The organism is Bacillus paramycoides, from assembly GCF_001884235.1.
Lineage (GTDB): Bacteria > Bacillota > Bacilli > Bacillales > Bacillaceae_G > Bacillus_A > Bacillus_A paramycoides.
In genome coordinates, this window is sequence record NZ_MAOI01000066.1 from 1 (window position 1) to 12,468 (window position 12,468).

General features: G+C 36.6%; 13 protein-coding genes and 3 pseudogenes. 12 read left to right on the forward strand and 4 right to left on the reverse strand.

Features of this window, described 5'->3' with window-relative positions:
• Positions 1 to 973: pseudogene (gene exsA, locus BAU28_RS10655) on the forward strand (spore coat assembly protein ExsA); the annotation flags it as partial.
• A gap of 180 nt (positions 974 to 1,153) precedes the next feature.
• Positions 1,154 to 1,828: a YhcN/YlaJ family sporulation lipoprotein gene (locus BAU28_RS10660; RefSeq protein ID WP_071718548.1), complete on the forward strand. Its 675-nt coding sequence runs from the start codon at positions 1,154 to 1,156 to the stop codon at positions 1,826 to 1,828.
• Between the two features lie 30 nt (positions 1,829 to 1,858).
• Here the strand turns inward: BAU28_RS10660 and BAU28_RS10665 are convergent, their stop codons facing one another.
• A complete protein-coding gene (locus tag BAU28_RS10665) occupies positions 1,859 to 2,293 on the reverse strand; it encodes a branched-chain amino acid ABC transporter substrate-binding protein (RefSeq protein ID WP_071718549.1) in 435 nt (144 codons plus the stop codon).
• A 387-nt stretch (positions 2,294 to 2,680) separates the two neighbouring features.
• On the opposite strand from BAU28_RS10665, the pseudogene BAU28_RS29810 reads away from it, so the two are divergent.
• Together BAU28_RS29810 and BAU28_RS10670 are read left to right on the forward strand one after the other, a co-directional pair.
• A pseudogene (locus tag BAU28_RS29810) lies at positions 2,681 to 2,767 on the forward strand (DMT family transporter); the annotation flags it as partial.
• 193 nt (positions 2,768 to 2,960) lie between these two features.
• Positions 2,961 to 3,486: pseudogene (locus BAU28_RS10670) on the forward strand (BofC C-terminal domain-containing protein); the annotation flags it as partial.
• A 14-nt stretch (positions 3,487 to 3,500) separates the two neighbouring features.
• Here BAU28_RS10670 and BAU28_RS10675 read toward each other — a convergent pair.
• Positions 3,501 to 4,445 carry an iron-hydroxamate ABC transporter substrate-binding protein gene (locus tag BAU28_RS10675; protein WP_002173594.1) on the reverse strand — a complete coding sequence of 315 codons (945 nt, stop codon included), beginning with the start codon at positions 4,443 to 4,445 and terminating at the stop codon, positions 3,501 to 3,503.
• Positions 4,446 to 4,634: 189 nt separating this feature from the next.
• Here BAU28_RS10675 and ruvA point away from each other — a divergent pair, with 189 nt between their 5' ends.
• The 6 genes from ruvA to yajC are packed head-to-tail and all read left to right on the forward strand — an operon-like array spanning position 4,635 to position 8,968.
• Entirely contained in the window at positions 4,635 to 5,252 is a 618-nt protein-coding gene (gene ruvA, locus BAU28_RS10680) for a Holliday junction DNA helicase RuvA (protein WP_000464514.1), read from the forward strand.
• Between the two features lie 5 nt (positions 5,253 to 5,257).
• Positions 5,258 to 6,259: a Holliday junction branch migration DNA helicase RuvB gene (gene ruvB / locus BAU28_RS10685; RefSeq protein WP_025151209.1), complete on the forward strand. Its 1,002-nt coding sequence runs from the start codon at positions 5,258 to 5,260 to the stop codon at positions 6,257 to 6,259.
• The gene (locus tag BAU28_RS10690) at positions 6,256 to 6,456 is read left to right on the forward strand and encodes a DUF2905 domain-containing protein (RefSeq protein WP_071718550.1); all 201 of its coding nucleotides are present in this window, start codon (positions 6,256 to 6,258) and stop codon (positions 6,454 to 6,456) included. Before ruvB ends, BAU28_RS10690 begins: the two co-directional genes overlap by 4 nt.
• Before the next feature lie 19 nt (positions 6,457 to 6,475).
• Positions 6,476 to 7,528, forward strand: coding sequence for a tRNA preQ1(34) S-adenosylmethionine ribosyltransferase-isomerase QueA (gene queA / locus BAU28_RS10695; RefSeq protein WP_002173591.1), 1,053 nt, complete (start codon positions 6,476 to 6,478; stop codon positions 7,526 to 7,528).
• A gap of 12 nt (positions 7,529 to 7,540) precedes the next feature.
• The gene (gene tgt / locus BAU28_RS10700; protein WP_000125362.1) at positions 7,541 to 8,680 is read left to right on the forward strand and encodes a tRNA guanosine(34) transglycosylase Tgt; all 1,140 of its coding nucleotides are present in this window, start codon (positions 7,541 to 7,543) and stop codon (positions 8,678 to 8,680) included.
• 27 nt (positions 8,681 to 8,707) lie between these two features.
• The gene (yajC, locus tag BAU28_RS10705) at positions 8,708 to 8,968 is read left to right on the forward strand and encodes a preprotein translocase subunit YajC (protein WP_002173590.1); all 261 of its coding nucleotides are present in this window, start codon (positions 8,708 to 8,710) and stop codon (positions 8,966 to 8,968) included.
• 36 nt (positions 8,969 to 9,004) lie between these two features.
• Here the strand turns inward: yajC and BAU28_RS10710 are convergent, their stop codons facing one another.
• Positions 9,005 to 9,388, reverse strand: a complete 384-nt coding sequence (locus BAU28_RS10710) for a TIGR04086 family membrane protein (RefSeq protein ID WP_048372353.1) — start codon at positions 9,386 to 9,388, stop codon at positions 9,005 to 9,007.
• Between the two features lie 102 nt (positions 9,389 to 9,490).
• Here BAU28_RS10710 and BAU28_RS10715 point away from each other — a divergent pair, with 102 nt between their 5' ends.
• Positions 9,491 to 10,147 carry a DUF421 domain-containing protein gene (locus tag BAU28_RS10715; RefSeq protein ID WP_071718551.1) on the forward strand — a complete coding sequence of 219 codons (657 nt, stop codon included), beginning with the start codon at positions 9,491 to 9,493 and terminating at the stop codon, positions 10,145 to 10,147.
• A gap of 82 nt (positions 10,148 to 10,229) precedes the next feature.
• Here BAU28_RS10715 and spoVB read toward each other — a convergent pair whose 3' ends face one another.
• On the reverse strand, positions 10,230 to 11,789 hold the full coding sequence (gene spoVB / locus BAU28_RS10720; protein WP_071718552.1) for a stage V sporulation protein B: 1,560 nt from the start codon (positions 11,787 to 11,789) through the stop codon (positions 10,230 to 10,232).
• A gap of 185 nt (positions 11,790 to 11,974) precedes the next feature.
• Between spoVB and BAU28_RS10725 the strand changes: the two genes are divergently transcribed.
• A complete protein-coding gene (locus BAU28_RS10725) occupies positions 11,975 to 12,259 on the forward strand; it encodes a post-transcriptional regulator (RefSeq protein WP_002173586.1) in 285 nt (94 codons plus the stop codon).
• Positions 12,260 to 12,468: the final 209 nt, after the last annotated feature.

A 12,468-nucleotide genomic window follows, 5' to 3' on the forward strand; every position in this document is an offset into this window, starting at 1 on the left:
GGAAAATGTAGGAAACATAGTATCACCGCAAGTGAAGAAAGAAAATGTAGGAAGTATAGTATCGCCGCAAGTGAAGAAAGAAAATGTAGGAAATATAGTATCACCGCAAGTGAAGAAAGAAAATGTAGGAAACATAGTATTACCAAACGTATCAAAGGAAAATGTTGTTATTCCGCAAGTAATACCGCCAAATATTCAAGTGCCAAATATAATGCCGATGCTGGATAACAATCAACCACCAAACATAATGCCGATAATGGATAACAACCAAATGCCAAACATAATGCCAATAGCGGATAACAATCAAATGCCAAACATAATGCCGATAATGGATAATAATCAAATGCCAAACATAATGCCGATAATGGATAATAATCAAATGCCAAACATAATGCCGATAATGGATAACAATCAAATGCCAAACATAATGCCGATAATGGATAACAACCAAATGCCAAACATAATGCCAATAATGGATAACAATCAAATGCCAAACATAATGCCGATAATGGATAACAACCAAATGCCGAACATGATGCCAATAATGGATAACAATCAAATGCCGAATATGATGCCAATAATGGATAACAATCAAATGCCGAATATGATGCCAAATCAAATGCCAATGATGCCGCCATATCCGCATTATCAACAACAAAACCCATACTATAATATGCCATATCAACAAGGTGCACAGGTATCACCACAATATACTTCTATGCCAAATCCGAATATGATGCCAATGGATAATAATATGCCACCACTCGTGCAAGGTGAGGAAGATTGTGGATGCGGAGGAGAAAGTCGGTTATATAGTCCGCAACCAGGTGGACCACAATACGCCAATCCTTTATATTATCAACCGACTCAGCCTGCATATGCACCACAGCCGGGAACGATGTATTATCAGCCGGATCCACCAAATGTATTTGGAGAACCAGTTTCAGAAGAAGAGGACGAAGAGGAAGTTTAAAAAAGGTGGGATTATTCCCGCCTTTTTTGTATTTGTGGTAGTTAAGAAAACGTGAGATTTACATCAAGTGCTAGAAAATTCCTAGTGAAATATTAACAGTGTAAAAAACCTCTCTGTTACTCATCATAAGAGGGAGCTTTTCGAAAAGAGAAGTGCATTCTAACAAGGGGGGTTTTTGTATTGAATACGAAAGTTAAAATTATTGCTGCTTCTTTGTTAGTTACCAGTGCGTTAGCTGCATGTGGTACACCTAAAGAGAAAACTGCGATGGACGGGCGTAATTATAATTACGAGCGTACATCTTATAATGATACACATCCAAATCGTACTAATGTAACGCGTAACGATCGTTATACAGATTATGTAACATACCGAAATGGAAACAGAGCAACAGACAATGTGTATGATTATCGTAACGGTACTGGATATAATTATTACCGTGATGTAAATTACAATGGACAAATTGCTAATCCGCACCCAACACGTAATATTACAATGAACAATTCATACATTAACAATGATGGTAAAACTGCAGAAAAAATTACGAATCGTGTGAAACGTATGAATAACGTAGATCGAGTTTCTACAGTTGTATATGGAAACGATGTAGCGATTGCGGTAAAACCACGTAATACAGCGACAGATGAAACAGCGATGGCAAACGAAATTCGTCAAGCTGTTGCGAGTGAAGCTGGAAATAGAAACGTGTACGTCTCTGTAAGAAACGACATGTTTACTCGTGTTGATGCAATGAGTACGCGTCTACGTAATGGTACAGTTACAAACGATTTTAATCGTGACATAACAAATATGTTCCGAGACATTCGTTACGGTTTAACTGGTACAGTACGATAACAATAAAGAGGAAGGGGAATCCCTTCCTCTTTATTCATCTTTGTCTTGTAAACGACGTTTTTTAATAAGATAACTAACGGAATAAGAAGTTAAAAAGCATACGAAGAGGATACTACCTGTAAGGATAGCTTCAAACAGAGGTCTCTCTGGACTGAAAATGATATAAATAATAGCCATAATAATCCCTACAATAAGGGAGCGTAGGACAAGTTTGTAATAAGGAGTTAACTTTATTTCCTTTTCGCTTTCTTCTACATCGATTGAAATACTTAATTGTAAATAGCTAAGTAAAATACTTGTAAGAATAAATAATAACCATAATGGAGATTTCGTAATTTGATCCATTCCTTCAGTGAATCCGATATAGCCTAAAATTCCGATTATACCAATTGATTGAAAGAGAAAGGCAATACGTATGTTTTTTAATGTTTGAAGAATGAGACGTTCATCTTTAATTTTTTTCAAAGCATTCAGCCCCTGTTTATATTTATAGTATTAATTGTAACATATATATTGCATTAATCAATTTATAATTTACATAAACTTTATTTAGGTAAAAAAGGAAATGAAATATTTTTATAAACATGTTGCGTTCCTATCTTATTAATGTTATATTAGCAAAGCGATGAGCTAATTTACGTAAGACGAGAGATATGCTTAAGTGCTAAACACGCGAATGTGGTCGCCTGGTCTCTCGCCGTAAACGCATCAAGACGCCTGCTATGCAGGCGTCTTTCATATTTTATAAAGATAAAGTGAAGTTTAGAGAAATCTAAACTTCACTTTTTTGTTGGTTTTAATGACGAAATATTCGGAATGTATTTACGAATATTCTCAAAAGAATTAATATGTAGTGGTAATTTTGGGTACAACGTTTTTTTCTTTATGGGACTTCACTATACTTCTACTATGAATGGCTCACTTATCATTGCTACAATACAATCCAATAAAGATAAAAAACTACTTTCGCATAATCACTGCGATTCTAAATAGGGGGAAATAGTGTAAAGGTGTACAAAAAATTGAATTCTATAATTCTTAATAGGGGTATTCTATGAATTAGGGATAAAACCCCCATTTCCGGAAAAACTACAAATGAAAGTATGATTTTGCCTAGAAGAGGTGAACGGAAATGAAATGGATACTGATTGCAGTGCAAGCTTTCGTTATGGTGTTTTGTTTAGTTTATGAAACGAGTGTGAGGGCGGAAGGGCCAGTACCAGAAGTAAAAGAAAAAGAACCTCAAGTTACAATTTTATTAGAGCGTATGTATGTTGATGGAGAAGTAAGTGAGGAAATATTTACGGAAAAAGTAGTGAATTTGGAGCAGTTTTTGCAGCAATATAAAGAGTGGCAACTTGTTGATCGTGATGATGTACAAATCGTATTACAAAAGAAAATTGATGATATTTCACCTTTATTGAAAACAAGTGGTTATTTTGGTGTTTCAGAGGAAGGAATATTACAAATTTTTAAAGGGGTACCGAAAAGTGATAACGCGATTCACTCATTTTTTCAAATTGATATGAAAAAGCTTGAAAGTTATGAGCGTGCGAAATTAAAACGTGGCATTCGTATAAAATCAAAAGAAGGTTTTGTGAAGACCATTGAAAAAATGAAGCAGTATGCAGTGAGAAAGTAAGAAAAGCAGCTCTGGTGCGAGCTGCTTTTCTTATTTATTTTTATCTAAAATTTGTTTAGCAATTTCATCAATTAGCATATCTTTTCCGATTGGATTAAATGCTTTCGTATTGAAGACTTCATTCGATACTTCGTATACGTGATTATTTTTCACTGCTTTATTATCTTTCCAAACTGCACTGTTTTTATAGTCTTCATACACTTTATCAGCTTCGCCGCCGAAGTTTACAATGAACATTTGATCAGGCTGGAATGCAACGAGACCTTCTAGTGATACTTGTGCCATCGTTTGTTTTAAGTCTGTACCTTTTGTTGCTGGAAGTTTTAAGTCGTTAAAGATGATGTCACCATATCCGAAGCTACCGTATACACGGAAGTTTTGTGGTGTTACTGCAACGAACATAAAGTTTTCGTCTTTTGTTTTTTCTTTAATTTTTTTAGATAAAGAGTCTGCTTTTTTATCGTAGTCTGTAATCCATTTATCAGCTTTTTTTTCTTCGTCAAATAGTTTACCTACTTCTTTAAACTTACCGCGCCAGTCTTCTAGATTTGTTTCTAGAACAACTGTTGGTGCCACCTTTTCTAGTTGATCATAAATTTTCAATTGACGATTGTTTAAAATAATTAAGTCTGGTTTTAAAGCAGTAACAGCTTCTAAATCAACTTTAGGTGCCCAATACCAGCCAACAGCTTTTACTCCGTCTAGCTTTTCTGTTAAATGATTTTGGATTTTATCTTTATATGTATTTGCTGTACCAACAGGTTTATGTCCAAGAAGTAACAATTCTTCTGTTGATCCAGATAAGTCAACAATTCTTTTTGGATTTACTGGAATTGTCGCTTCTCCTTTAGCATGTTTGACAACTTTTGTTTTCGGTTGTTCTTTCGCTTTTGACTCATCTTTTTGAGAAGAGCAGCCAACGATAGAAAGAACAACTAACATGATAGTAAATAAAATAAATAGCCTTTTTTTCATCCTGATGTAACCCCTTTAATTAATATTGATAATCATTATCGACTATTGTATAGTAATGTTCTTTCTGTATTTATGTCAATAGAAAAAAATGGAAATTTTAAACAGAGAACATTTGTTGGGGTAGCCTCGCTTTTCTATTGTTAAATATGTTAAAATGGAATACATGATTTGAGAGGGAGAGATCGTATTTTGTTTGAATATGTTACAGGTTACGTGGAGTATGTAGGACCGGAATATGTCGTAATTGATCATAATGGAATTGGTTATCAAATTTTCACACCAAATCCATATGTCTTTCAAAGAAGTAAGCAAGAAATTCGTGTCTATACATATCATTATGTGAGAGAAGATATTATGGCACTTTACGGATTTAAAACACGTGAAGAGCGTTTATTATTTACAAAATTGTTAGGTGTATCAGGCATTGGACCGAAAGGCGCTCTTGCAATTTTAGCTTCTGGTCAAACAGGACAGGTCGTTCAAGCAATTGAACATGAAGATGAGAAGTTTTTAGTGAAATTCCCAGGTGTCGGAAAGAAAACAGCGCGCCAAATGATTTTAGATTTAAAAGGGAAATTAGCAGATGTTGTACCAGATGCGTTTGTTGATTTGTTCTCAGATGTCGAAAGTTTTGATGAGAAGAAAGGTTCATCAGTTGAACTTGATGAAGCGCTGGAAGCACTGCGTGCACTCGGTTATGCAGAACGAGAAGTTTCTCGCGTTGTACCAGAACTATTAAAAGAATCACTAACGACGGATCAATATATTAAAAAGGCACTTAGTCTTTTACTAAATGGTAAGAGGTGAGTATAATGGACGAACGTCTCCTTTCAGGGGAATCTGTATATGAAGATGCAGATTTAGAATATTCATTACGGCCACAGACGCTCCGTCAGTATATTGGCCAAGATAAAGCGAAACATAATTTAGAAGTTTTTATTGAAGCGGCGAAAATGCGTGAAGAAACGTTAGATCACGTACTTTTATATGGACCACCTGGACTTGGTAAAACGACGCTTGCGAATATTATTGCCAATGAAATGGGTGTTAACATTCGAACAACGTCAGGTCCCGCAATTGAAAGACCAGGAGATTTAGCGGCTGTATTAACAGCACTTCAGCCTGGGGATGTATTATTTATTGATGAAATTCATCGTTTGCATAGATCTATTGAAGAAGTGTTATACCCAGCGATGGAAGACTTTTGCCTTGATATCGTTATTGGGAAAGGACCGTCAGCTCGATCTGTACGTCTAGACTTACCCCCATTTACACTAGTTGGGGCAACGACGCGTGCAGGTGCATTATCAGCACCACTTCGTGACCGTTTCGGTGTACTTTCACGATTAGAGTATTATACAGTAGATCAGCTTTCTGCGATTGTAGAACGCACAGCAGAAGTATTTGAAGTGGAGATTGATTCGTTGGCAGCACTAGAAATTGCAAGACGTGCCCGTGGCACACCTCGTATTGCGAATCGTCTATTACGACGTGTACGTGACTTCGCGCAAGTTCGCAGTGACGGAACGATTGCGATGGAAATTACACAAATGGCGTTAGAGCTATTACAAGTAGATAAATTAGGACTTGATCATATTGACCATAAATTACTGCTTGGTATTATTGAAAAGTTCCGTGGTGGTCCAGTTGGGTTAGAAACAGTTTCGGCAACGATTGGAGAAGAATCTCATACGATTGAAGATGTGTATGAGCCGTATTTATTACAAATTGGTTTTTTACAACGAACGCCAAGAGGCCGAATCGTAACTCCACTCGCATATGAACATTTCGGAATGGAGATGCCAAAGGTATGACGGAGATGCCAAAGCTGCTTATTACAGCTGGTATTTTACTCATTGTTGTTGGTCTAGCTTGGAAGTTTATTGGAAGGCTTCCAGGCGATATTTTTGTGAAAAAAGGAAACGTTATCTTTTATTTTCCTATCATTACATGTATTGTGTTAAGTATTGTATTATCTTTTGTTATGTATATAATAAATCGATTCAAATAAGAAATAGGTGGATATAGTTATGGATATTAATCTGTTTGATTTTCATTTACCAGAAGAGCTTATTGCACAAATCCCGCTTGAAGAGCGTGAAACATCAAGATTGATGGTGTTAGACCGTGAAACAGGGGATATTGAGCATAAACATTTTACGGACATTCTTTCTTACTTACATGAGGGGGATTGCTTAGTTTTAAATGAAACGAAAGTTATGCCTGCTCGCTTGCACGGTGTGAAAGAAGATACAGGTGCACATATCGAAGTGCTTCTTTTAAAACAAGAGGAAGGCGATAAGTGGGAAACACTTGTCAAGCCAGCGAAGCGTGTAAAAGAAGGTACTGTAATCTCTTTTGGTGAAGGAAAGTTAAAAGCAACTTGCACAGGAACTGCAGATCAAGGTGGGCGTCAACTTGAGTTTTCATATGACGGCATCTTTTATGAAATTTTAGACGAACTTGGAGAAATGCCACTTCCTCCGTATATTAAAGAGACGTTGGAAGATCGCGATCGTTATCAAACGGTATATGCGAAGGAAATTGGTTCAGCAGCAGCACCGACAGCTGGACTTCACTTTACAGAAGAGTTACTCGAGAAATTGAAGCAAAAAGGCGTTCAATTAGCATTTATTACGCTCCATGTAGGACTTGGAACATTTAGACCAGTTTCTGCAGATACTATTGAAGAGCATCATATGCATGCAGAGTATTATCATATGTCTGAAGAGACAGCTGCGTTATTAAACCGTGTGAAAGAGAATGGTGGACGTATTATTACAGTAGGTACGACATCAACTCGTACATTAGAAACGATTGCGACAGATCATGATGGTAAGCTTTGTGCCGCTTCTGGATGGACAGATATTTTTATGTACCCAGGATATGAATTTAAAGCAATTGATGGTTTAATTACAAACTTCCATTTGCCGAAATCAACATTAATTATGCTTGTAAGTGCATTTGCAAATAGAGATAATGTACTTCATGCATATAATGAAGCAGTAAAAGAAAAATATCGTTTCTTTAGCTTTGGTGATGCGATGTTCGTTGCATCTCACGCTAAAATGAGAAACAAATAAAAGGAGTAAATTATGACAGCAATTCGTTATGAATTTATTAAAACTTGTAAACAAACGGGTGCGCGTTTAGGACGTGTGCATACGCCACACGGTTCATTTGATACACCAACATTTATGCCAGTTGGTACACTTGCAACAGTTAAAACGATGTCACCAGAAGAATTAAAAGCAATGGATTCTGGTATTATTTTAAGTAATACGTATCATTTATGGCTACGCCCAGGTCACGAAATTATTCGTGAAGCAGGTGGCTTGCATAAGTTTATGAACTGGGATCGTGCAATCTTAACGGATTCAGGTGGATTCCAAGTATTTAGTTTAAGTGATTTCCGACGTATTGAAGAGGAAGGTGTTCATTTCCGTAATCATTTAAATGGCGATAAATTATTCTTATCTCCAGAAAAGGCGATGGAAATTCAAAATGCATTAGGTTCAGATATCATGATGGCATTTGACGAGTGTCCACCGTTCCCAGCTACTTTTGAATATATGAAAAAGTCTGTAGAGCGTACGAGCCGTTGGGCAGAGCGTTGTCTAAAGGCGCATGAGCGTCCACAAGACCAAGGTTTATTTGGTATTGTACAGGGCGGAGAGTTTGAAGAACTTCGTCGTCAAAGTGCGAAAGATCTTGTTTCAATGGACTTCCCTGGTTACGCTGTAGGTGGTTTATCTGTTGGAGAGCCGAAAGATATTATGAACCGTGTACTTGAATTTACAACACCACTTCTTCCAGATAATAAGCCACGTTACTTAATGGGAGTAGGTTCTCCTGACTCATTAATTGATGGTGCGATTCGTGGTATTGATATGTTTGACTGCGTACTTCCAACTCGTATTGCCCGAAATGGTACATGTATGACAAGTGAAGGTCGCTTAGTTGTGAAAAACGCGAAATTTGCTAGAGATTTCGGTCCGCTTGATCCTAACTGTGATTGCTACACATGTAAAAATTACTCTCGTGCGTACATTCGTCACTTAATGAAATGTGATGAAACGTTCGGAATTCGTTTAACGTCTTATCACAACCTTCATTTTCTGTTAAACTTAATGGAGCAGGTGAGACAAGCTATTCGTGAAGACCGTCTTGGCGATTTCCGCGAAGAGTTCTTTGAACAGTATGGCTTTAATAAACCGAATGCTAAAAACTTCTAATACATAATTTAAAAGGAGGAACAAAAGATGAATCCAGGTATGATGAATATCATTATGATTGTTGCGATGTTTGCGATTTTCTATTTCTTATTAATTCGCCCGCAGCAAAAGCGTCAAAAAGCAGTAGCTCAAATGCAAAATGAAATCAAAAAAGGTGATGCTATCGTAACAATTGGTGGCTTACATGGTACAATTGAATCAGTAGATGAAACTAAAATTGTTGTTAAATCTGGTGGTTCACACTTAACTTTCGATCGTAATGCGATTCGTGAAGTTGTGAAAAACTAATGATGAAGGCCCTGCATGAAATGTGCAGGGCCTTTTTTAATTATTTTGTTTTGACATATTTACACCGAAAATACCTCCGAGTGTACTCGCACCCATTAATGCCAATTGGTAGAGTAACTGTGAGTTCGATAAAGTTTGAGAGAAGCCTAAATAGTTAACGAGAAAGACGAGAAGAGTGAATGTGAGTCCTGTTGTGAGGCCGACTAACCATCCTTTTCCTTTTGCCTTTTTACCAGCTACAAATCCGGATATGAGAGTAGATAGAAGAGCTAGTATAAAAATGGTAACCGCTAATGTCTCTTCGCCAATATTAGTGAATTTTAATAAAAGAGCCATAATCATACTTGTAATAGATGCGAGGATTAATAGGGTGATAATACCAAAGCCAATTGCAGTTGATAATTTTTTCGTTCCATCCATTATGCATTCCCCCTTTTTAATACAAGCATATTTTCATTTTGTTTAAGTTAGACTAGTTTCTTTTTTGTGGGGGAACCTATAAGTAAAAAAGGAGATGTAGAAATGGAATGGGTATCAATAATTGGACGAACAATGCTGTTGTATATAATCATTTTAATTATTTTTCGTCTTATGGGTAAACGTGAAATTGGAGAATTAAGTGTATTAGATTTAGTTGTATTCATTATGCTCGGTGAAATGGCTGTAGTGGCAATTGAAAATACAGATAAGTCACTTTGGCATCAATTAGTTCCAATGACTTTTCTTATGTGTATACAAATCATTTTGTCAGTCATTTCATTAAAGTTTCAACGTTTTCGGCATTTAATAGAAGGGGAGCCGGCTATTCTTGTAAATGCAGGTAAAATTGATGAAAAAAAGATGCGGAAGCAGCGGTATAGCATAGATGATTTAATGATGCAACTACGGGAGCAAGGAGTCGGAGATGTACGTGATGTAGAATACGCTATTTTAGAACCAACTGGGAGGTTATCTGTCTTTCAAAAACAAAAAAGTAAAAAGAGTAAAAATGATACACCAATTTTTACACTCCCACTAATTATTGATGGAGAAATTCAATACAATCATTTGCAAATGATTGAGCATACAGATGAATGGCTCGTTGAAAAATTGAATAACTTAGGTTATAAAGATGTGAAACAGATTTTATATTGTAGTTTTCAAAATGGACAATTTTTTGTTGATTTGAAAGAGAATTAGAGGCTTACCATTTTGAATGGTAAGCCCGATTGGTGCGGGCTAATAATCAGTGGGGGATGCCCCCACTGATTAAAGTTTCACTTTACTTCAAAAATGAAAGTTTACGAATGATAGGGAGCCGACTTAATTCTTCTTTTCGGATGAGTTTGAAAACGAAAAGGAGAACGATATAAACGATTGTTGTTAAGGTGATCTCCCATAATGTTTGTACGCCAAGTGAATGAGAAAAAACGATATGCTTATGAAGATAAAAACCGAAGGTACCAGCAATCCCGATAGCAATCCCGCCGAAAATATAGTCTTTTGCATAAATGGTAAATGTAATTTTCTTTAAAACAGTGGCGTAGTGAAGGAATGTTACCGTCACGATATTTGCTGCGATGGCGAGAGCAACCCCCATCATTTGGAACTCTGGGCGTGAAGCGAGTACAAAGATAACGATTAATTTTACGATAGCACCAATAAATGTGTTCATCATAGCAGCGCGTGCTAAGTTTAAAGCTTGCAACACAGATGTAAGGGGACTTTGAAAATAATGAAATAAAAAGCAAGGTGCAAGAAGCTGGATGAACGCCGTCGCGTTGTCTGAGCCGTACATGAGAGTTAAAACAGGAGAAGCAAATACATATAATATAACGACTGACCATCCGCCGGTTATTAATGAAATTCGAAGTGCTTGTTGTAATCGGTGTTCAACTAATTTGTGTTGTCTCTTTGCCATTGCCTCGCTAATTGATGGGACGAGTGCTGTAGAAAGAGCGTATGTAATAAAGGCTGGCAGTGATAGAAGCGGGAACGCATAACCGTTTAACATACCGTATTGCTGAGTTGCGACAGAAGCAGCAACGCCGGCGACCGCTAAGCTTTGCATAACGACGATAGGTTCAAAGAAATAAGAAATGGAACCGATCAAGCGGCTTCCTGTAGTTGGGAGTGCAATGTCCATAAGGGAATAAAATGTATTTTTGCTCTCCTTTACAGTAGTGAAAAATCCAGAGCGTATAGATAAATGTTTTTCGCGTTGGAATAAAGTAAGTAAAAATAATAAAGATGCAACTTCGCCAAGAACAGCTGATAGCATGGCGCCGGCTGCAGCATATTCTACGCCATAAGGTAAAAATAAACGAATGCATACAGCGATAATTGTAATGCGGACCACTTGTTCTAAAACTTGGGCATAAGCACTCGGTTTCATATTTTGTTTCCCTTGGAAGTAACCACGTAAAACAGAAGAAACTGCAATAACAGGGACGACAGGTAAAATAGCCATTAATGGATAGTATGTTCTTTCATCTGTTAATAATGTTTTTGCTAAAATAGGTGTGAGTAGCATAATCGCAATTGTTAAAACGATACTAATAACGGATGTAACTGCTAGCGAGACAGTTAATATTTTTTTAACTCTTTGTTTATCGTTCACTGCTTCCGCTTCTGCTACAAATTTTGCAATCGCAACAGGAAGGCCGATTTGTGTTAATGTAATTGCTAAAATGAAGGTGGGGACAGCCATCATATAAAGGCCAACGCCTTCTTCTCCTAAAATACGTGCCATTACAATGCGGTTAATAAACCCAAGGATTTTTGTAATAAAGCCAGCTATCATTAAAATAAAAGCACCTTTTAAAAAGCTTTGTTTCGTCATGGTCTTCTCCTACCTTCTCAAAATCAATGGAATGATTTACAATAATTTATATGCACGTATGAGACAAGAATGACAAGCATTTAAGAGAGTGGAGTATGATAATGCTCTTGAAAGTAGTTATTGCTGTCCATTAGAGCGGGATTAAAAGCGACTTTTCGTGCTGAAATAAGAAGGAGATGTTATATATGTTGGATAAAGAGGCTTTGGTAGAATCATACCGCGGACAGTTACAAGTCGTTTTAGAAAGTAAAGTAGAAGAGTTTCAAATGTTTGGTTACGACCGAGTGACAGATAATGATATTTGGAAGTTTCTCAAGGTGAAAAAGTGGAAAAAGATAGACAGTGATGTTAGATTATATGAATTAGTAAATGATGTATTAAGAGTAAGTACTAATGAATATATGAATTATTTAACTGTTGAAGCATATCAAGCGCCACTTTGGTCGTTTGATGAATATGAAAATAAATAACCGACTGCAATTGGTTTGTTCTTCCTTTTGCAGTATAATGATAGGTATTGATAAAGAGGAAATAATTATGTCTAAGATTATATATAAAGGAGGTAGTGAAGAGAAAAAATAATGAAAGTGTAGGTATTACGTAGGTCTTACCGACACAGCTAGTGATGACCTAGCAAGAAACACATGTATTTTACAGAAAGGAAGTCTACTAACTAGAC

Excerpts from the sequence above, each read along its gene's own strand:
- BAU28_RS10675 (WP_002173594.1), bottom strand. The coding sequence starts at position 4,445 with ATGAAAAAAAGGCTATTTATTTTATTTACTATCATGTTAGTTGTTCTT.
- ruvB (WP_025151209.1), top strand. The coding sequence starts at position 5,258 with ATGGACGAACGTCTCCTTTCAGGGGAATCTGTATATGAAGATGCAGAT.
- BAU28_RS10690 (WP_071718550.1), top strand. The coding sequence starts at position 6,256 with ATGACGGAGATGCCAAAGCTGCTTATTACAGCTGGTATTTTACTCATT.
- queA (WP_002173591.1), top strand. The coding sequence starts at position 6,476 with ATGGATATTAATCTGTTTGATTTTCATTTACCAGAAGAGCTTATTGCA.
- tgt (WP_000125362.1), top strand. The coding sequence starts at position 7,541 with ATGACAGCAATTCGTTATGAATTTATTAAAACTTGTAAACAAACGGGT.
- yajC (WP_002173590.1), top strand. The coding sequence starts at position 8,708 with ATGAATCCAGGTATGATGAATATCATTATGATTGTTGCGATGTTTGCG.
- BAU28_RS10710 (WP_048372353.1), bottom strand. The coding sequence starts at position 9,388 with ATGGATGGAACGAAAAAATTATCAACTGCAATTGGCTTTGGTATTATC.
- BAU28_RS10715 (WP_071718551.1), top strand. The coding sequence starts at position 9,491 with ATGGAATGGGTATCAATAATTGGACGAACAATGCTGTTGTATATAATC.
- spoVB (WP_071718552.1), bottom strand. The coding sequence starts at position 11,789 with ATGACGAAACAAAGCTTTTTAAAAGGTGCTTTTATTTTAATGATAGCT.
- BAU28_RS10725 (WP_002173586.1), top strand. The coding sequence starts at position 11,975 with ATGTTGGATAAAGAGGCTTTGGTAGAATCATACCGCGGACAGTTACAA.